Raw genomic sequence first — 21450 nt, 5'->3', positions numbered from 1 at the left:
GACATAAAAATGCCAGCGTATGTTTTGGTTTGTGACCAATCATAGGCTGGCAAGTTTAGAAAATATGATTTCTTTATCTATCACATCATCTTATGGCGCGTCATCATCGCTCATTTGCGATTGGATGTAGCGTTCTACACCAATGCTTTCGATCAAGTCTTCTTGTGTCTCTAACCAATCCTGATACTCTTCGTTGCCATCTTTTAAGATAACCAATAGCTGACGAGATACATAGTCAGATTTGGTCTCACATAGCGTGATGGCATCAGTGATGATCGAGAATTTCTGCTTCTCTAGACGTAAATTACAGTCCATCATTTCAGGCACATCTTCAGCGATGAACATCTTGCCATAATCTTGCAAATTCGGTAAACCGCCTAGCAATAAAATACGTGCAATCAAATCATCAGACCATTTCATTTCAGCAATGGACTGTTTATAAAAACTTTCATTGAGTGCTTCTAGTCCCCAATGACGTGCAATGCGGGCATGCAAAAAGTACTGATTAATCGCAATCAATGACTGACCAAGTACTTTATTTAACGCGCGAATGACCTCTTTATCCCCTGTCATTATCTCTCTCCCTATTCATTTATTATATAAGCGAAACATTATTCATCTACCTATCTAGCATGATGTTAGATGAGATTAGGAGTGACTTCAGCCATTTGGCTTTGTAGATAATTGGGCAGGCCAATCATATCAATCAAGCGCAGCTGTTGCTCAAGCCAATGCGCATGATCTTCTTCCGTGTCTTTTAGCTGTGCGACCAGCATCTCACGTGTGACATAGTCGTGTTCTGCTTCACAAAGTGCAATACCATCTTTTAGATGCTTTTGTACTTGATACTCTAGATCAAGGTCATATTGCAACATCTCAGGTACAGTTGCACCGATATTAATGGCATCGACCGTCATTTTTGGCGTACCGCTCAGCATCAAAATACGACGGATAATATCCTGTGCATGTAGGGTTTCATCTGCCATTTCATGGTGAATGCGATCATAGAGTTTGCCATAGTGCCATTCAGCATACATCTCTGAGTGAATAAAGTACTGATCGCGAGCGGCCAGCTCACCGCCTAACAAAAAATTCAAATAATCGATAACTTTTTGGCTGCCTATCATTATGTATGCTCCTCTATTTATTCTCACAAACCATTGTATATCCACAATTAAAAATATAACGCCAGCTCAATCATTAGACTGATCAGTTAGGATCAGAGTCAATAAAAAGCCCTATATTCTTAGACAGATATAGTAGCATATGCAGGCTTTAGGGGATGTAACGTTATTAACTAAGAATAAGATGCTAGTTGAGAATCGTAATTAGATACAGTTAATCCCTAAGGTTAACAGCAATGATGCTCAATGATAGATAAGGCTGGGGTATGAGTGCGGTTATATGGACGCCTGCTAACAGCCCATTATGTATAATGAATAAAGATTAAATGCAAAATATTGAATATATTTCTGATGAACGTTGAGCGTATCAGGTGTACATATCATTAGACAGCATAAGCCAATACATCAAGTTTGGCGTGATGCTCGTCCAGATAATCATTAACCATTGGCTCACAACAGCCACAGCAGGTTGCCACATCTAAGGTATCTTTTAGCCCATCAAGCGTATCGACACCTGAGGCAATGGCTGCCTTGATTTGCTTTTCTTTTACGTTATTACAGATACATACGTACATGAATTGGCTCCTGTGACTATCACTACTCGATAACTGCCTTATACGGCTTATATATTTGCATCATGCATGAGGGACGGATAGAAAATTATTCTTTAACGCTCATGTCATGCTTACTACTTGCAGTATAATAACGATAATTATTATCATTTTCAATAACATTTGATATATTTATTGCTCATGAAAAATTATTATCTTTGTAGCAAGTAGTCCATCTATGTAAGCGGATATAAGTATGCATGTAACAGGATATTGTGAAAGGTAGTAAATTAACGATGAACTGTAATTTTGCTTATTTTTTAATCGATTTTGAGGATAACTGCTGTTATATTGAACCCCTACTAACGAAGCCCTATTGGAATCATCCTATGTCTGATAATAATTTTACGATACGACCTATTGATTTGTTTAAAGTCTTATCTGATCCGACACGCCTGAAAATATTTCAAATTCTTTTTAAAAAAGAAGCACGCTGTGTGGGCGATCTGGTAGATATGCTTGATCAACCACAACCAACCATCTCTCGTCATTTGAATCACTTAAAAAAATTGGGTATTTTGAGCTGTGTTCGTGATGGTACTTGGATGTGGTATGAAGTGGCTGACGACTTGCCAGACTGGTGTCAAGACATTCTAGAAATCACCTACGAGCAAATCTCTCCAAGAGCGACAGGTCTAGAGATATCAGATATTGCTTAGATACAGCGGTCTGTCCCACTATCTACTCAAATTTCTTGATGGCCTCTAAGACAACCCCTCAAACCAAAAAGACCTACTATAGCAAGTAGGTCTTTTTTATTGTTTATTATATTCTCTATAACTTTTGCAGCAATTATGATGGTTATACCAACTGTGTTAGCTATGCCAAATCTAGGAAGTCGCTGATGAAAGCGCTGGCTGGCTGATGTATCAGTTCCTCTGAGGTGCCTACTTGCTCCACTCGCCCTTGATTCATCACAACGATCTCATCAGAGACAGCGCGCGCCTCTTCTTGGTCATGCGTTACCATGATGCTCGTGATACCCAGCTCATGATGGATGTTCTTTAGCCACGTACGCAGCTCTTTACGTACTTTGGCGTCTAGCGCACCAAATGGCTCATCTAACAGTAGTAGCTTGGGTTTGACTGCAAGTGCCCTTGCCAGCGCAATCCGCTGACGCTGACCACCAGAGAGCTGATGCGGATAAGCATTGGCCACTTGTGGCAGCTGTACGAGCTCTAACAGCTCTGCCACGCGCTTATCGATATCAGCCTTACTCGGTCGGTCTTTTTTTGGCAGTAAGGTCAGTCCAAAAGCGACGTTGTCTGCGATATTCTTATGACGGAACAGCGCATAATGCTGAAACATAAAGCCGATATGGCGCTTTTGCACAGGCGTGTTGGTCACATCCAGCTCATCAAATAATACCTGCCCAGAATCGGCGTATTCCAAACCTGCAATGATACGTAGCAGCGTGGTCTTGCCGCAGCCAGATGGGCCCAGCAGTGTGGTCAGTTTACCAGTCGGTACGGTAATATTGATATTATCTAACGCAGTAAATTGACCAAATTTCTTATTAACGTTGCGAATCTCAATGCTCATAATAGTATCTCTTATTATATCTTTTGTCGTATCGTGACTTATTTATCACTGCTATTTTTAGTCGTAGCAACCGTAGCATTCGCACTCACTGGTAGCTCAGGCGCCGCCGCCAGTCGTTCTGACTTGGCAAACTTACGCTCTTGCATCTTGGTCATGACTTGCTGAATCAGTAGCGTTACTAGAGCTAGTGCAGCCAATATACTCGATAAAGCAAATGCAGCGGTAAAGTTATAATCGTTATAGGCAATCTCAACCAGTAGCGGCATCGTGTTGGTCTCACCGCGAATATGACCGGACACCACACTAACCGCACCAAACTCACCCATGGCGCGGGCATTGGTTAAAATCAAACCGTATAGCAGCGCCCATTTGATATTAGGCAGTGTCACATGCCAAAAAGTCTGCCAGCCACTTGCGCCCAAAGTCAGTGCTGCTTGCTCCTCAGAGTCGCCCTGCGTCTGCATCAAGGGTATCAGCTCACGCGCGACAAATGGGAACGTCACAAATAAGGTCGCCAAAATAATACCAGGAACGGCATAAATCACTTGGAAACCCATGCTCTCAAGCCAGCCACCCATGGTAGAGTTCAGCCCAAATAACAACACAAACATCAGACCTGCGACAACAGGTGATACTGAGAATGGCAAATCAAGCAAAGTGGTGACCAACTGCTTACCCTTAAACTGGTAGCGCGTGACCAACCAAGCAATGGCAATACCCATCACCATGTTAATAGGTAGGACGACCGCTGCTGTGATTAATGTCAGTTTAATGGCTTGCAGCGCCTCAGGGTCGACCAATGAAGCGAGATACAGCTGCCAACCATTTTTAAACGCCTCGTAGAACACCGCCAATAAGGGTACAACCAACATGACGATCATAAACAGCACAGCGATGCCGATAAAGGTGCGACGTATCCATGGCGTGTCTTTGGTCGCTGCGTTGCTTTGGTAGTCGTAGCTATTAGATATTTGCATATTAGCGAGCTCCTACGCGGCGCGACAGTTTCCACTGCATGATATTAATGGTCAACAAAATCACAAATGAGATGAGTAGCATAAATAATGCAACCGCAGAAGCACCCTGAATATCAAATTGCTCAAGCTTACTGATAATAATCAGTGGCAAAATCTCAGACTGCATCGGAATGTTACCTGCGATAAAGATAACTGAGCCATACTCGCCAGTGGCACGGGCAAACATCATACCTGCACCCATTAGCAAAGCAGGTAATAACTCCGGCAAAATCACTTTACGAAAAGTCGTCAAACGATTGGCGCCCAATACTGCAGCGGCTTCTTCAAACTCAACGGACAGCTCAGCAAGTACTGGCTGCACAGCACGAACGATAAAGGGGAAACTGACCACAACCAGTGCCAGCCAAATACCTATCGGCGTAAAGGCCACCTGAATATCGAACTTGGCAAACCACTGCCCTATCAATCCATTGGGTGCATAGAGCGTTGCAAGTGAAATACCCGTGACAGCAGTTGGCAACGCAAATGGCAAGTCAACCAAGGCATTGATCAGGGACTTACCCCAAAACTCATAGCGCACAAGCACCCACGCCACCAATGTACCAAATACCATGTTGGTGAGCATCGCCAAAAACGACATCCATAAACTCAGCTTGATGGCGGCAGTGACTTGTGGCTGGGTAATCGTCTCCCAAAAGCCCGTCCAGCCCATTTGGGTTGTGGTGTAGGCCATCATCGCAAATGGCAATACCACCAATAACGATAAGCTAAAGACGGTAATACCCATGCTCAGACCAAAACCTGGTAACACATTGCGCTGACGCAAACGTGTCAACCAGCCTTTTTTATGGGCAGGTTTATTGGCAGAAGAAGGTGTTGCGCTCATAGTGATTCCTATTGCCTAACTGATGGTACGTAGGTGCTTTACGTAAGTACTTAGCGAGGATACTCACCGTAGGACCCTCACCGTAAGACTATGGTTAAATTCGTTATTGATTTTATTATTAAAATTATTATTGGTCGGCTTATAATATAAAGGACATAGTGCGTACGACCATGTCCTTTATGGGGTGCTTCATGACTGACTGCGTTAAGCATTAACCAGTTTCAGTAGTTAGCGCAGTAGCTGCTCTAAGTAATTGGTTAGTAACTACTGAGGAGCATTAATCGCTAATTGGTCAAACACACCGCCATCACTGAAGTAAGTGCTCATGATCTCATCCCATGTACCAAAAGCATCGTTCGGGCGGAACGTCTCAATTGGCGGTAATTTGTCACCGTTTTTATCAAGAACGCTTTTAACGCTAGGACGCAGATATAGATCGGCGGCTAGTTGCTGAGCAGGCTCACTCCATAAGTAATCAAGATACGCTTTGGCAGCATCTGTGGTGCCTTTTTTATCTGTTACGGTCTTCACAATAGCCACAGGGCTTTCTGATTTTATCGAGTATTTTGGATAAACGATGTCTACTTGACCAGCGCCAAAATCAGTCGCTGCTAGGTTGGCTTCGTTTTCAAAAGTGACCAAGACATCACCAATACCGCGCTGTACAAAAGTCGTCGTCGCGGCACGTCCACCGTTTTCATAGACTTTGACATTTTTTAGCATGTCTTTGACATAGTTCTTAGCAGCGCCTTCTTCTTTATTAAAAGCATGCAGACCATAACCATAAGCACCTAAGAAGGCATAGCGACCGTTACCCGTCACCTTCGGATTGGCCATGACAATCTCAACACCGTCTTTGGTCAAGTCTTCCCAGTCTTTGATATTTTTTGGATTGTCTTTACGTACCAAAAATACAATCGTGCTGGTAAACGGCACGGCATTGTCTGGGAATTTGCTTTCCCAATCCGACTCAACCAAGCCTTTTTTCTCAAGCAGCTCGATATCAGAGCCTTGGTTCATGGTGGCAACATCCGCTTGTAGACCATTGGCCACAGACAGTGCTTGTTTACTAGAGCCGCCATGCGACTGCTTGATTAGGATATCGCTGCTTGGGTGTTCCGCTTTATAATGCTCCACAAACAGAGGGTTGTAGTCTTTATAAAAGTCACGTGCCACATCATAAGAGACATTAAGCAGCTCAATGCTTTGACCTTCTGTCGTCGCTGAACCGTCGGCTGCGGCATCGGTCGTTTCACTGTTGCTACAACCAGCAAGACCCAATGTCAAAGCAACGCCAGCGATACTCAAAGCACTGAAGGTTTTGCTTTTCTGCTGATAACGAGCTACGTCTGTCATAAATACCTCAAAGATGTCTGTTGTGTAATGCAAGTATGCTAACAGCGCCATCTTATTATGTTTAATGATGAATATGCGTATGTTATTGCCAAAAGGGAATAACCAGAAAACAAAACCAGATACATCAATAAGTTATTAAAATAAGCTATATCTATAACTGACGGTTTACTCGTTGGTGACGTTAATGCTGGCATGAGTCCTATCTATCTTATACATCACTCACTGATAACAGCTAAGATAGATAGTTCTATAAACCAGAAACCAACGGCTACTTAGCAATTGCCAACTGATCGAAACGGCCGCCATCTACAAAAAAGGCATCCATAATCTCTGCCCACGAGCCAAAGACAGCCACAGGTTCAAACGTTTCAATATCAGGCAAAGTATCTTTGTGAGCAGCTAGGATTTGCTCATCACTCGGACGCATGTACATTTTTGCCATGAGCTCTTGAGCAGGCTTATCCCATAAGCCTTTTAGATAAGTACCAGCCGCTTCCGTCTTACCAGATTTTTCAGTCACTGCCGTTACGACTGCCACTGGGTTGACAATCACAATCGAATAGCTCGGGTATACGATGTCGACTTTACCCTTTGCAAATTGCTGTGCAGCCAAATGTGCTTCGTTTTCAGTGGTAATAAGCACGTCACCCAAACCACGCTGAGTAAAGCTGGTCGTTGCAGCGCGTGCACCATTGTCATAAGTGACGACGTTGGCCAGCAGCTTTTTGATAAAATCATTGGTTTTTACAGGGCTTTCATTACTGTTTTCTTTGAATTGGTGCAAGCCATAACCATAGGCACCTAAGAAGGCATAACGCGCTGTACCACTGGTTTTAGGGTTCGGGATGACCACATCGATATCATTACGTGCCAAATCTGACCAGTCTTTGATATTTTTTGGATTGCCAGCGCGGACCAGTAGTACCATAGTGCTGGTATACGGCACCGCATTATTTGGGAGTGCTTGCTGCCAGTCAGCAGCGACCAAACCTTTCTCCACCAACAGATTCATATCACTCTCTTGGTTAAAGGTCACCACATCCGCTTGCAAACCGTTGGCGACAGAGAGCGCCTGCTTACTAGAGCCGCCATGCGACTGATTGATATTTATTTTGCTATTTGGATGAGATTTTTGATAGTCGGTGCTGAATAAAGTGTTGTAGTCTTTATAAAAATCGCGAGACACATCATAGGAAACGTTGAGCAGATCGATATCCTGCGTCTCGCCACTGGCATTATTTGCCGCGTCATCTTGCGTCGCTTCTGTTGGACTGCAGCCTATCATCATTATCGCTGCTGCAAGCATACCGCTGGTGGCAAGTACACGCGCTTTTACAAGCTTATTATTAGTTGATTGAATGCTAGCAATGCTGATTTGTTGGAGTTTTTTTTGCATGATGCTCTCGATAAAAGTGGTAGAAGCGTTTTGTCAAAATCTTGACCATCATCACAGGGCCTACAATCTTTTGAGTTCGGTTGTCGGGATGATGAAAGCTATGCTAGCAGCATAAATAGCAAACGCTTAGTGACGAATTAGCTTATCGACTAGTGAAGTTGGCATAAGTGGGGCTAGCAATCGTTTTGCAGCATCAAGCATAAAAGGAGGTAAATAACTGCTGGCAGGTTTATTAAGTAGACTATGATTTGGGTAGGCTGTACCATTATTTGTACGTTATAAAATTTGCTCTATCAATGATACTTTCATCATCCTAATACTATGCAAACCTTACCTTCCTACTTGACCAAAGGCCCTTATATGATTCGTTCGTACCCTCAATTTCGTTCTATTGTAAGGCTGATAATAACGACCTCTACCCTAGCAGCTTTAACAGGCTGTAATAGTGTGTCGCCCACTGTGAATAGCGATAGCCACAGCATTATCAAATCGGTCACTAGGACAACATCTACTTTGCCAGCTATTCAAAGTAATATCTTGGGTGACAATGTCTCAGCAGATACGGTTTCAGCGGATTACGCTACTACCGACTACGACAAACGTGCGCAAGGCTATGATTGGGTTGGCGTGATAGTACGAGTAGAGAGTGAACGACAGATTGACATTAAAGTTCGCTCACGCAGTGATATCAAAAAACCTACTTGTCATTTCGATGGTAAGGCGACACTCATGGGGCAAGATACCGCTCACGGTACGATTTTTCAGGCAACGGTAAATGACAGCACCGCCTTTTTTCAATTTAAAGACGACAAGCTTATCATCGACAGTCCAGACAAATATGCACTGAACTATTTTTGCTCAGGTGGTGGCTCGCTTGCTGGAGAATATAAGAAGCTGGCAGCAAGTTTAGAGATTTAATAGGTAGCGCTAGCATGTGTTAGGGCGTGTTTTTATTTTAAAAATAGTAATAAAAACAAAAAGGTGCCAGACAATAAATCTGACACCTTTTTTACAACTGGCTTAGTACGAGTTTTTTATACTGATGATCAGTCTTTATACAGCAGATGCACCCGTTAATTTCACCTCAGCACGCTCTTCTTTTGCGATGCCGGCATAGTAGTCACGCAAAATCTGTAGTACTTCTGGACGGCTAAAGTTATCTGGTACATCTTCGTCTTCTGATAGCGCTTTACGCAGCTTAGTACCTGACACTTTAACGTGCTCAGAGGCGTCATGCGGGCAAGTTTTATCAGAGGCCATCGCATTACAAGCATTACACCAGAACGTCCAGCCAATTTTGAGCGGTTGGGTGACAAGGTCATCTTTACCAACATGTTCAAAAATCGTTTGCGCATCAAATGCACCATAATAATCGCCAACACCCGCATGATCACGACCGACAATCAGATGGCTACAGCCATAGTTTTGACGGAATAGCGCATGTAACAATGCTTCACGTGGACCAGCATAGCGCATATCCAACGGATAGCCTGCTTGTATAACGGTATCTTGTCTAAAGTAGTTATCGATCAAGGTCTTGATGGCTTCTTGACGAACTTCTGCAGGGATGTCGCCAGGTTTCAATGCGCCCAATAATGAATGAATCAACACACCATCACAGATTTCAATCGCAATCTTAGCCAGATACTCATGTGAGCGGTGCATTGGATTACGCGTCTGGAATGCAGCCACTGTTTTCCAGCCTTTAGCATCTAAAATTGCGCGCGTTTCTGCTGGCGTTTTGTAGATTTCTGGATATAGTGTTGGGAACTCGCCTTCGCTCAATACTTCAACACTACCGGCAATATTGACGGCTTCTTGGTTCAATACTTGTTGTACGCCTGGATGCTCTGAATCCGTAGTCGTAAATACTTGCTGACACTCATGCTCTTTATCGATGGTATAGGTTTCTTCTACCGTCAAGATACCCATGACTTCGCCATCTTGAGCGACCAAGGCTACTTTGTCACCTTGACTCAAATTATTCGCAGTCTCTTTTGGCGCAGACAAAGTGATAGGAATTGGCCAAAACAAGCCTGCGTTTTCACCGCTTTGCAAGCGCATGTTGTCTACCACACCCTGCCAGTCCGCTTGATTCATAAAGCCATTTAACGGAGTAAAACCACCGATACCGAACATGATTAAATCACCGCGCTCACGTGAGCTTAGAGTGATGGTCGGCAATGTGCTGGCAAGCTCTAATGCTTGATCGCGTGCTGCACCGTTTAATAATAGTGGCTTAAGCTCTGCACTACCATGTGGTGGAACCAGCTTTGATTTGAATTGTGACTGGGTTGGACTTTGAGTTTGAGACATATAGTTATTAAAACCTCTTATAAAAAGAATCGTTGGAAGAGATGAGCAAAAATGCAAAAGCGATTAAATGTACAAAACTGAGAAGAAAGCCGTCGATAGATAATAAATAGCGTGCTAACGATTGGGCATTAAATTTGTTACGCATAGGCTACCTAACTTTCGTTATGAAAATTTATGCTGTGTTTGGATATGGATATGTCTGAAAGGAATTTATGATTTTGAGTACAAGCTTATATGATGTATAGCTGAATTATTTACATTGCGAACGGCAATAAAACCTATTACACACGCAAATCATTTTCGTCGCTGATTTTAAGATTAAAAACAAAACTGAGATTACGTCATGTATCAATATAATTACGCTGACCAGACTTTGGTAGAGGAACGAGTTGCCCAATTTCGCGACCAAACGGAGCGATTTTTGGCAGGTGAGCTGCCAGAAGAGCAGTTTTTGCCACTGCGATTGCAAAATGGCCTGTATATCCAGCGTTATGCGCCGATGTTGCGTATCGCCATTCCTTACGGTTTGCTTGCCAGCTATCAATTGCGCAAATTGGCCGAGATTACTCGTAAGTATGATAAAGGCTATGGGCACTTTACCACGCGTACCAATATTCAGCTGAACTGGCCAAAGCTAGAAGATGTGCCAGATATTTTGGCTGAACTAGCCTCAGTACAGATGCATGCCATCCAAACCTCAGGCAACTGTATTCGTAACACCACCACCGATCCATATGCCGGTATTCATAAAGAAGAAATCGCTGATCCACGTCCTTATTGCGAGATTATTCGTCAGTGGTCAACCTTCCACCCTGAGTTTGCTTTCTTGCCACGTAAATTTAAGATTGCTGTCATCGGGACCAATGATGACCGCGCGGCAACCCAAGTACATGATGTCGGTCTACATGTAAAAACCAATGACGAAGGTGAGATTGGTTTTGAAGTATTGGTTGGTGGCGGTCTCGGACGTATTCCTGTCCTTGGTAAAGTCATCAATAAATTCTTGCCGCGTCAGCATCTGCTGAGTTATTTAGACGCCATCTTGCGTGTCTATAACTTGCATGGTCGCCGTGATAAAGGCAGTAAATACAGATCACGTATCAAAATTTTGGTCGAAAGCATGGGCGGTCCAGCCTTTGCCAAATTGGTCAATGCCGAGTGGGAAGCCCATACCAAAGATGGTCCACTTACTTTGACTGATGAGAACTTTGCAACGGCAACTGGCTTTTTTAGCGAGCCTGACTATGCATCGTTTGACGCACTACAAGTACAGTCTGAGCTACAACAGCAACTGAGCGCTGATAAACATTTTGCCAATTGGTATAACCAAAATACCGTAGCGCACAAAATAGCTGGCTATCGTGCCGTGGTTATTTCCCTCAAAGCAGGCTTAGTCGATGGTAAATATGTACCATCCGGTGACGTCAGTGAATCACAGATGGATGCACTGGCTGACCTGTCTGACAAATATAGCTTTGGTGAGCTGCGTGGTACTTATCAGCAGAATCTAGTATTCGCTGATGTGGAGACCAATAAGCTTTATGAGTTATGGCAGCAGCTATCAGAATTGCATTTAGCGCGCGCAAACATCAACACCCTAACAGATATGATTGTCTGCCCAGGTTGGGATTACTGCTCGCTTGCCAATGCGACCACGCACAATATCGCTGAACAAATCGAAAAACAGTTCGATGACCTAGACTATCTATATGACTTGGGTGAGATTCGCCTGAATATGTCTGGCTGTATCAATGCTTGTGCGCACCATCATACAGGCGATATTGGTATCTTGGGTGTCGATAAAAAAGGCGAACATTGGTATCAGATTAGCCTTGGCGGCAACTCTAGCGACGACGCCAAACTTGGCAAAATCTTAGGAAAATCTGTGCCTGCTCTTGAGGTTGCCAACACCATACAGCAGATCGTTGATGTCTATGTGGACTTACGTGCCAGCACTGACAATGATGTAGAAAGCTTTGGGCAATTGGTTGAGCGCGTTGGTATTGATCCATTTAAGGAGAAGGTCTATGGCTAATCACCATATTTTGGACAGTCATGGCGTCGATATTGGCAGTCAAGATACGTGGCATGTACTTACCACTGATGCGCTACCAGAGAGCATTATATCGACTAACATTACGTTGCTTGAGCTACTGCAAAAACAAGAAAAACCTGATGTCATCGTGCCGCTCGCTGATTTATTAGACGAATCAGGCGCACAAGCTGGTGGTCTGATCAAAGAAGTTTATGAGCTGATCGTACAGCACAGTAGCCGACTTGGATTGTGGGTTACTGCCGATACTGACGCTGATGCATTAGAAGGTATCAGTGAATTCTTATCGAGTCAGGCGCTTATCGTGATTGATGTGCCGAAATTCGCTGATGGCCGTCACTTTAGCTTTGCACGTACGCTGCGCCAAGTCGGTTATACAGGTGAGATTCGAGTTGCTGGCGCGTTTGGCCGCGATCAAATTGCTTATATGCTACGCACGGGCGTTGATAGCTTTGTATTGAGCGATCATGACCTAGAAGCTGACTCTAAGTTTGGCATTGAGCAAGCCTTTACTGCTCTTGCCAGTAGCTATGACGGTCGAAGCGCTTCAGATTTACCGATGTTTGCACAATCGTCAGAGACTTCAGTCGCATAGCTGTCGCATTGACCATAATTTTTATAGTAATACCCGTTATTTCTAATCAACACTTTTATATTAACAACAATTAAGGAACGTATTATGAGCCAACTACACCCAAACCTAGATCTTGACCAAGCCAACCAAGACTTGCAAGGTAAATCACCTGAGCAAATCGTTGAGTGGGCACTGACTCAAGCAAAAAACCCAATCATCACGACCAACTTCCGTCCATATGAATCAGCGATTTTGCATTTGGTTGCCAAACAGCGCCCTGACATCACAGTATTGTGGGTAGACTCAGGTTACAACACTGATGCTACTTATCAGTTTGCCAATAAGCTGATCAAAGACTTGGATCTAAACGTTGTTACCTATATTCCTAAGCAGACCGCTGCGCACCGTGACGCGACGATGAATGGTATCCCAGGTATCGACAACCCACAGCATGACGAGTTTACTGATCAAGTAAAACTTGAGCCATTCCGCCGTGCATTAGATGAGCTAAAGCCAGATGTTTGGTTCAATGCTATTCGTAAAGACCAAACTGAGTTCCGCCAAGGTCTTGATGTACTTAGCCTATCAAAAGACGGCGTACTAAAAGTAGCGCCATTGTTTGAAAAGAATGATGCTGATTTAGATGTTTATCTAGATGAGCATAACCTACCGAACGAGCATGATTACTTTGATCCAACGAAAGTAGAAGAAAGCCGTGAGTGTGGCTTGCATACTCAGCTATAGTAAGTTGCTGACTGTAGCTATTATTTGTTGAACAATGGCTGTATAAATAAAAAATCCCGCTTGGCTCTTAAAGAGTCATTAAGCGGGATTTTTTTGTGCCGTGTTCTACCTGTATTCGATACTGACCGCTATTCCTATTATTAGCGAAAACAGGTACTAATATCTCAAAAACGAATATGCTAATGCCAATTCACTAGGTGAGACTGTACCTGTGATACCTCATAATGGCGGCATTCCTTATATCTTTTCTACCTTTTATAATAAACAATTAAATATATGGTGACATTATGAACACCTTCCCGCTATTTTTTAAATTAGAAGACCGTAAAGTGCTTATCGTGGGCGGCGGCGAAGTGGCACTGCGTAAAGCGGATTTGCTCAGTCGTGCAGGTGCCTGTATCACTATACTTGCACCTGATATCAGCCACGAGCTACAAGCTTTGCTAACTGACGATAAACACCAGTTTATCTATGAGAATTATAATAAAACCTATATGGTAGGCGCACGGGTAATCATTGCCGCGACTGATGATGAGACGCTCAATCATCAGATTCATGCAGATGCCACTGAGCTAAACATTCCAGTCAATGTGGTTGACACGCCGCATTTATGTGACTTTATCTTTCCAGCCATTATCGATCGCAATCCTATCGTGATTGGTATTTCATCAAATGGTAAAGCGCCTGTATTGGCACGTCTATTACGGGCACGCCTTGAGACATTAATCCCGCAAGGCTATGGTAAATTGGCTAAGCTGGCAGGTGAATTCCGCAGCGAGGTAAAAGCCAAAATACCAACGCTCACTGGACGTCGTCAATTTTGGGAGCGTGCGTTTGAAGGTCAGGTCAGTCAGCTGATGTTCGCTGGTAATGAAACGGAAGCCACTGCTCAACTGCAAGCAGATTTGGATAGTACCGCCGCTGCTATCAGTAAGAAAAGCGACGATGCAAATGCGGTAAAAGAATCAGACACGATTGCTCCTACTCTATCTGATGAATCAGAAAAAGAGTTACCAGCCGTTGGTGAAGTATATATCGTTGGCGCAGGCCCTGGTGATCCAGAGCTGTTGACATTTAAAGCACTGCGTTTGATGCAACAAGCAGATGTGGTGTTTTATGATGCGCTGGTCTCACCGCAAGTTTTAGACTTATGCCGCCGTGATGCTGACAAGGTATTTGTCGGTAAAAAACGCAGTAACCATACGGTCGCGCAATTGGGTATCAATGAGCTGCTCGTCAATCATGCCAAACAAGGCCGCCGTGTCGTGCGCTTAAAAGGCGGCGATCCGTTTATCTTTGGTCGCGGTGGCGAAGAGATCGAAAGCCTGCGAGCAAACAATGTGCCTTACCAAGTCGTACCGGGTATCACTGCAGCCAATGCCGCTGCTAGCTATGCAGGCATTCCGCTAACCCACCGTGATCATTCACAATCAGTACGTTTTGTGACAGGGTTTTTGAAGGCTGGCGCACCCAACAGTAATTTTGAGAGTTTCTTAAATACTGATGAGACGGTCGTATTTTATATGGGTCTGCACTCGCTGGCACGTTTGACCGAAGGCTTGATTGAGGCAGGACGCAGTAACGAGACGCCGATTGCCATCGTCTCTAATGCGAGTATGACCAATCAGCAAGTATTGACGGGCACGCTTGCAACGATTGTGGCTCAGCAAGAACAGGCGCAATTGCCAACGCCTGCTCTACTCATCATGGGCGAAGTGGTCAGCTTGCATCATGATTTGGCTTGGTATAATTTACAAAACCAGCAGCACAGTCAAAACAGCGATGATATAGCCAAAAATTGGTTGCGCGAAGGATCGAGAGGTGAAGCAGTGAAACAACCGATAGATCAACAAGCGCATGCCCTATCGATGGTCGCAAATCTTGCAACGCAGCAAGAAGATGGTCTGGAGCAATTAATTGTTGACTAGTGCTTACTGCTAACCTGCAAAATGCTTAGTGTTAAAGAAGAAAACCCTACCAGTATATTATTGGTAGGGTTTTCTTTTGGCAACAGCGCAAACCTCAACGATTCTTGCTAGAATGAAGACTTTCTACTGCTCATACTTATAGTCTACTTATGTCCATATCCAACACTAGCATGTCCTCCTTACCTATGTCCGCCCCACTTACCATTTTGCACACATCCGACTGGCATTTAGGGCGCAGGCTTTACGGGCACATGCGCTATAACGAATTTGAATCGTTTTTAGGCTGGCTTGAGGAGACAATAACTGCCCAAAAGGTAGATATACTCATTGTGGCTGGTGATATCTTCGATACCATGACGCCTAGCAATAGAGCACAAGCGCTGTATTATGAGTTTTTGGGTAAGGTATCACGCTCCTGCTGTCAGCATGTGGTAATTGTCGCAGGCAATCACGACTCCCCGACTTTTTTAGATGCACCCAGCCAAGTGTTAAAGTTTTTAAACGTGCATGTAATCGGTACGGCTTGTGATGATGTAAACGATGAAGTGTTGTTGTTGAATGATGCTCAAGGCATACCCAGTTGTATTATTGCGGCGGTACCCTATCTGCGCGATCGGGATGTGCGTAGTAGTAGCGCTGGCGAGTCTATGGACAGTAAAGACGCCAGCGTCATCAGTGGTATTTGCGCGCATTATGATGCGGTGGCGGCTATTGCCAAAGATCATCAGCAAATCATTGCCAAATCCCACAATCGCCATATTCCTATCATTGCCACTGGTCATTTGTTTGCGTCAGGCGGTAGCACTACGGCCGATGATGGCGTGCGTGACTTATATATTGGTAACTTAGGGAAAATCTCTGCCGAGATGTTTGATGAGTGCTTTGATTATGTGGCACTCGGCCATTTACATGTGCCGCAGCGCGTGGGAGGCCGTGAGCATATCCGCTACTCAGGCTCACCCATTGCGATGGGGTTTGGTGAAGCCAAGCAGCAAAAACAGGTCTTACTAATACAGTTTGGTAACGCGTTAGAGGGTATTAATACTAAAAACAATAATGATCACATAGCCTCTGATATCTCTCAACTTATCAATGCAACTGCAAAGACAGATACATCCGTAGAAAAACCTGCGAACAAAAAAGTAGCCAGCCAGAACACAGGATTTATGGATGACTTGTTTGGCTTTGAAGCAGAAGTAGAAACAGCACCAGAGCCAAAGCGAGAACAAGACATAGAAGCACAATCACAGCGAAAAACCGAAGTAGAGATGACTGTACCCGACTTCCTTTCTCTTACCGATTCAAATATCGCCAATACGACCCTCAATTTAGATGTCACGCTGCTGCATCATGATGAAGCGCGTCAAATGCAGGTGGTCTCTTTACCTATCCCAAAATTCCAAAAACTGGCGCAAATATCGGGTGATTTGCTGGCTATTCAACAGACAATCGATAGCACCATCGAAGCGTTAGCACCGACCGAATCAGTTTGGCTAGAGATTATTTATACAGGCGACGATATCGTTAGTGATTTGCGCGAGCAGATTCAGTCCATAGTCACGAGCTTACCTTGTGAAGTGCTTAAAATAAAGAATACACGCACTTATAACAAGGTGCTGAATCAAGAAGCGGCGTCCGAAACCTTGCAAGATTTGAATGAGATGCAGGTGTTTGAGCGCTGTTTGAGTGCCAATGAGGTAACAGATGCGCAAAAACTCATGCTACGTGATGCTTACGCACAGATTATTCATAACATTCATCATAAAGATACTCAAGCTGAATAAAACGCTGTGAGACTGATGCTTAAGTAAAACAAAAACCGTATCTTTGAATACCCACTTAATAACCATTACACAATGATAAGACCTTGCCATGCGACTGATTGAACTGCGACTTAAAAACCTAAATTCTCTAAAGGGCGAATGGCACATCGATTTTACAGATGCAGCCTTTATTAACGAAGGTATATTTGCCATCACAGGGCAAACGGGCGCTGGCAAGACCACTATTTTGGACGCGATTTGTTTGGCGTTATATGCTCAGACACCGCGTATTGACTCCATAAGCAAAAGTAGTAATGAAGTCATGACTCGCCAAACTGCTGACTGTTTTTCAGAAGTAGTAATAGAAATTGGCAAAAATCGTTACCGCTGTCATTGGGGGCAACGCCGCGCACGCAATAAAGCGGATGGCAATTTACAAGATGCCACTCATGAAATTGCCAATGCTGATACTGATAAAATGTTGGAAAGTGGCATAAAAAAAACTAAGGCACGTATCCAAGATTTAATTGGCATGGATTTTAACCAGTTCACCCGCTCCATCATGCTGGCTCAGGGGAGCTTTGCCGCATTTTTAAAGTCCGATGTTGCCGACAGAGCCGCTATTCTGGAAAAAATCACCGGAACAGCGATCTATGCAGAGATATCCAAAAACGTTTTTGAAAAAAAACGACACGAAGAGAACCAGCTAGCCAAACTGCAAGCAGGCATTGATAGCTTACCGTTATTAAGCGCGGACGATGAAGCAAAGCTGCAAGCACAATTAACCACGTATAAAGACGAGCAAACTGTGCAGCGGCAAACAATTAAAACAGTGAGTGACCAGCTACAGTGGCTAGATAAAGTGACGGATTTACAGATTAATCTGACTCATTATGAGGCACTAGAGATCGATGCTGTGCAAGCCCAGCAAGCTTTTGTGCCAGAGGCTGCTCGTCTAGAGGCTGCCAATAAGGCATTGGAGATTGACAGCCCGTTTAGAGAACTGCTTTATAGCCGTAAAAAAGTGTACGATCTACGCACAGAACGAGAGGCGGTGGATCAACAACTGCCAATAGAGCAGCAGCAGTGTGAACAAGTCATGTCAGCATTAGAGGCTGCCGCTAGCGATGAAGTACAAGCAGCAACCGCGCTTCATGATGCCCTGCCCATTATCGCAAAAGTTCGTGATCTCGATAGCGAAGTCAACCAGCAAGCCCGTTCAATCAATGATGATACTGCCCATAAAAACAAATTGGCCGCTAACGTAGAAACCTTACGCCGCGATATAAAAGCGCATCAACAAACCGAAAGTAAGGCGAAAAACCAGCTGAGCGCTATAGATCAATTTTTTACTGATTACCCAGAGCTGGGTGACCTTGACACTGACATGGCCACTTTTGACAGCAACTGTGGCAGGCTGAGGACACTATTAGAAGATAATGCCAGCTTAGCAGTCGCTAAAATAACAGAGGAACAAAACACCAGCCAACTACAAGATAAAGCTGATGCACTCGCTCAGCGATTAGAGTTGGATAAGTCAATAATCACGCAGCAGCAGGCGCAGCTTACTAACTTACAGCAGCAACAATCAGCACTCATTAAACATCAATCCATTGCTAATATGCGTGGCGAGCAAGATCGCATTGGTCAAATAAGTAACCAAGTTGAACAAGTAGGCTTTAAGCTCGAGCGTTTGGCTGAACTGTCTGACCAAATATATAAAAGCAAGCAGTTGATACCGACCTTAAATAAGCAATTAACTGCCCTAGAGGATTTGATGACACATCATCAGTCAGACATCCAAGCGGCAAAATACCAACAGCAAGAAAAACAGGCACATTTGCAGCTACTACAAAAAGTGGCCAAGCTCGAAGACTATATAATCGAGTTAGAGGACGGCACACCCTGCCCGCTTTGCGGCGCGCATGAGCATCCTTATGGTATAAACCATCCACTGTTAGATCGTCATACAAACAGTGAGACGTCTGATAGTAGTCAATCGTCTCAAGCCCAGCAGACTCAGCATAAAATCACTGAGATTTTGACGCTCATTGAAACTTTGGAGCAAGCCTTAGCTGCGCACCGCGTCGATTATGGTACAAAGAAAGCCGCCTTAAGTAGTGAGCAGCAGCAACTAGAGAATCTGCAGGCGCAATCAAATACAGTCGCGAACGATATCCACTCTGCTCTGTCCTCACTAATCCATCCTCAAAATGCGGACTCCAAAGCACTGGCAGATATGATTCATCCGCTTGCTGAGCTTATGGATGCAATAGCGGCTAGTATCTACGACACAGCGAGTGTTAACCATTTTATTGATTTGTTAGACAGCGCTAAGCAGCAGCTCAATCAGCAAAAACAGGCTATTTATAAAGTCCTGACTGATTACGATGCCCGAGCCGAACAGATAGCCACCCTTAACAGCGCTATTGAAGTCGACGAAAAACATCAACAGGCGTTAATTGACAGCATTAATAACTTGACCACTGACATCAAGCTTATGTCCCAAAAAAATGAAGGCATCACGGATAAGATCAATGCCAATTTCTCTGACATGTCTCCCATTATGGCGACTGTATCTACGCAAGTAGATAAATATCCTACTGACAAATACAAAAATTATTTAAATACAGCACTTGACGCCGCAGAGGTTCAAGCAGCACTGATGCAGCTGCGCCGTAGTATTGAGACAAAAACAGTGTTATCTCAAGCTGACTACGACGATCATATCAACCCATTACGCCAACAGCGCGTTGCGCTTAACCTATTAAAGCAAACCTTTAATACCCAAACCAGTAAGCAACAGCAGCTCACTAATGATCTGAGTAGTTTGACGGCGCAGATTGGGGCCAAGCAGCAGCAGCTAGCAGTTGATGAAACCTCGCTTGAACAATTAGAGAGTAGTCTTTTAGATAAAACGGTCGCGCATCAACAATCAAAAATGGACAGATATCATCTGTTTGCAGATAAAAACCCTGATAGCGAGAGCAATAGCCTACACACAGCACTAGATGAGGCAAAAAACAGGACAACTATCGTACAACGGCAGGTAGACAATACTAGGCAAGTTCTCGAACAATCAAAAGTGCGAGCAAATCAATTAGCAGATGACCTCAATACTGCTACTACTGTACTCAATGAACAACAGACAACGTTTACGGCATTATTATCGGAATCACAGTTTACGAGCGAGGCAGATTTTGAGCAGTCACTATTGCCAAAAGAGGCACGTGATGCGTTAAAAAATCGCCAATTTAGTATTGAGCAAGCCCTTAATCATGCCAAAGTACAACTGCAGGCCACTCAGCAGTCATTGAATGAACAGCTAGCGAACCCGTTAACTGATGAGCCAAGAGACATACTCGCTGGCAAGCAACAAAATTTACAAACGGAGATAGACACACGCTTTGGCGTGTTAGGGGCTATCGAGCAACAACTCAAAGCCAACGAACAGCAAAAAATCGCACAGAGCACGCAGAGTGTGGTCATTGCAGCGCAGAAAGAAACCATGCAGGTTTGGCAACAGCTTTATGAATTGATTGGCTCGGCAGATGGCAAAAAATACCGTACCTTTGCTCAAGGCTTAACCTTTCAAGTGATGATTGACCATGCCAACAAGCAGTTAGGAAAAATGAGTGATCGCTACTTGCTGATTCATGATACAGACAATGCATTAGAGCTGAATGTGATTGATAATTATCAGGGAGGTGATATCCGTAGTACTAAAAATCTCTCAGGCGGCGAAGGATTTATTATCAGTTTAGCCTTAGCCTTAGGACTGTCGCAAATGGCCAGTCAAAACATTCGGGTAGATTCGCTATTTTTGGATGAAGGCTTTGGTACGCTTGATGAAGAGTCATTAGATATCGCGCTCGACACCTTGACCAGCCTACAACAAGAGGGAAAAATCATTGGTATTATCTCTCATGTTCAAGTACTAAAAGAGCGAATATTGACTCAGATTAAGGTCGAAAAGCTTTCGGGCGGATTTAGCCGAATTAGTGGTCAAGGGTGTCGTAAGGTAGTCGCTGACGATGAGTAAGTATAAGGAGTCAAGTTGCTAGTGACTCCTTATACTTACTACGTTACGCTTATGACACTTAGTGAATCATCCAAAGACATAGCGTAAAACATAAAAAACCACCGAACATTAAGGACGGTGGTTTTTTTGTGAGACAGT

General features: G+C 44.0%; 16 protein-coding genes and 1 pseudogene. 8 read left to right on the top strand and 9 right to left on the bottom strand.

The genetic code is table 11. The annotated features are described in order from the left end of the window. Positions 1-90 precede the first annotated feature (90 nt). From bfr (I6E86_RS07855) to I6E86_RS07845, 3 genes are all read right to left on the bottom strand, one after another. On the bottom strand, positions 91-573 hold the full coding sequence (gene bfr / locus I6E86_RS07855; protein WP_197176764.1) for a bacterioferritin: 483 nt from the start codon (positions 571-573) through the stop codon (positions 91-93). A 65-nt stretch (positions 574-638) separates the two neighbouring features. After that, positions 639-1127 carry a bacterioferritin gene (bfr, locus tag I6E86_RS07850; RefSeq protein ID WP_197176754.1) on the bottom strand — a complete coding sequence of 163 codons (489 nt, stop codon included), beginning with the start codon at positions 1125-1127 and terminating at the stop codon, positions 639-641. A gap of 380 nt (positions 1128-1507) precedes the next feature. Next, positions 1508-1699 (bottom strand): bacterioferritin-associated ferredoxin, encoded by a 192-nt coding sequence (locus I6E86_RS07845; RefSeq protein ID WP_194364361.1) that lies wholly within the window; start codon positions 1697-1699, stop codon positions 1508-1510. Between the two features lie 365 nt (positions 1700-2064). Between I6E86_RS07845 and I6E86_RS07840 the strand changes: the two genes are divergently transcribed. After that, a complete protein-coding gene (locus tag I6E86_RS07840) occupies positions 2065-2394 on the top strand; it encodes an ArsR/SmtB family transcription factor (RefSeq protein ID WP_197176745.1) in 330 nt (109 codons plus the stop codon). A gap of 163 nt (positions 2395-2557) precedes the next feature. On the opposite strand, the pseudogene I6E86_RS07835 reads toward I6E86_RS07840, so the two are convergent. From I6E86_RS07835 to I6E86_RS07815, 5 genes and pseudogenes are all read right to left on the bottom strand, one after another. After that, positions 2558-3277 (bottom strand): annotated as a pseudogene (locus I6E86_RS07835) (sulfate/molybdate ABC transporter ATP-binding protein); the annotation flags it as partial. Between the two features lie 38 nt (positions 3278-3315). Beyond that, entirely contained in the window at positions 3316-4254 is a 939-nt protein-coding gene (gene cysW, locus I6E86_RS07830) for a sulfate ABC transporter permease subunit CysW (protein ID WP_194364358.1), read from the bottom strand. 1 nt (position 4255) lies between these two features. Then, a complete protein-coding gene (cysT, locus tag I6E86_RS07825) occupies positions 4256-5140 on the bottom strand; it encodes a sulfate ABC transporter permease subunit CysT (RefSeq protein WP_197176743.1) in 885 nt (294 codons plus the stop codon). A gap of 264 nt (positions 5141-5404) precedes the next feature. Further along, complete coding sequence (locus tag I6E86_RS07820; RefSeq protein ID WP_197176741.1) at positions 5405-6496, bottom strand: sulfate ABC transporter substrate-binding protein; 1092 nt, start codon at positions 6494-6496, stop codon at positions 5405-5407. A 268-nt stretch (positions 6497-6764) separates the two neighbouring features. After that, positions 6765-7892, bottom strand: a complete 1128-nt coding sequence (locus I6E86_RS07815; protein ID WP_197176733.1) for a sulfate ABC transporter substrate-binding protein — start codon at positions 7890-7892, stop codon at positions 6765-6767. A 513-nt stretch (positions 7893-8405) separates the two neighbouring features. On the opposite strand from I6E86_RS07815, the gene I6E86_RS07810 reads away from it, so the two are divergent. Beyond that, positions 8406-8810 (top strand): hypothetical protein, encoded by a 405-nt coding sequence (locus tag I6E86_RS07810; protein ID WP_227680595.1) that lies wholly within the window; start codon positions 8406-8408, stop codon positions 8808-8810. A gap of 135 nt (positions 8811-8945) precedes the next feature. Here I6E86_RS07810 and sat read toward each other — a convergent pair whose 3' ends face one another. Then, complete coding sequence (gene sat, locus I6E86_RS07805) at positions 8946-10208, bottom strand: sulfate adenylyltransferase (RefSeq protein ID WP_197176728.1); 1263 nt, start codon at positions 10206-10208, stop codon at positions 8946-8948. Between the two features lie 343 nt (positions 10209-10551). Here sat and I6E86_RS07800 point away from each other — a divergent pair, with 343 nt between their 5' ends. From I6E86_RS07800 to I6E86_RS07775, 6 genes are all read left to right on the top strand, one after another. Beyond that, positions 10552-12243, top strand: a complete 1692-nt coding sequence (locus I6E86_RS07800; RefSeq protein WP_197176726.1) for a nitrite/sulfite reductase — start codon at positions 10552-10554, stop codon at positions 12241-12243. Continuing rightward, on the top strand, positions 12236-12856 hold the full coding sequence (locus I6E86_RS07795; protein WP_197176724.1) for a DUF934 domain-containing protein: 621 nt from the start codon (positions 12236-12238) through the stop codon (positions 12854-12856). The genes I6E86_RS07800 and I6E86_RS07795 overlap by 8 nt, the downstream gene beginning before the upstream one ends. 84 nt (positions 12857-12940) lie before the next feature. Then, on the top strand, positions 12941-13579 hold the full coding sequence (locus tag I6E86_RS07790; RefSeq protein WP_197176722.1) for a phosphoadenosine phosphosulfate reductase family protein: 639 nt from the start codon (positions 12941-12943) through the stop codon (positions 13577-13579). 287 nt (positions 13580-13866) lie between these two features. Continuing rightward, complete coding sequence (gene cysG, locus I6E86_RS07785) at positions 13867-15507, top strand: siroheme synthase CysG (RefSeq protein ID WP_197176720.1); 1641 nt, start codon at positions 13867-13869, stop codon at positions 15505-15507. Between the two features lie 251 nt (positions 15508-15758). Continuing rightward, positions 15759-17291 carry an exonuclease SbcCD subunit D C-terminal domain-containing protein gene (locus tag I6E86_RS07780; RefSeq protein WP_413786994.1) on the top strand — a complete coding sequence of 511 codons (1533 nt, stop codon included), beginning with the start codon at positions 15759-15761 and terminating at the stop codon, positions 17289-17291. 88 nt (positions 17292-17379) lie between these two features. Beyond that, complete coding sequence (locus I6E86_RS07775; protein ID WP_197176716.1) at positions 17380-21312, top strand: AAA family ATPase; 3933 nt, start codon at positions 17380-17382, stop codon at positions 21310-21312. The last annotated feature ends 138 nt before the right edge of the window (positions 21313-21450 follow it).

The organism is Psychrobacter sp. SWN149, from assembly GCF_015864565.1.
Lineage (GTDB): Bacteria > Pseudomonadota > Gammaproteobacteria > Pseudomonadales > Moraxellaceae > Psychrobacter.
This window is presented reverse-complemented; position numbering and strand designations above follow the sequence as displayed.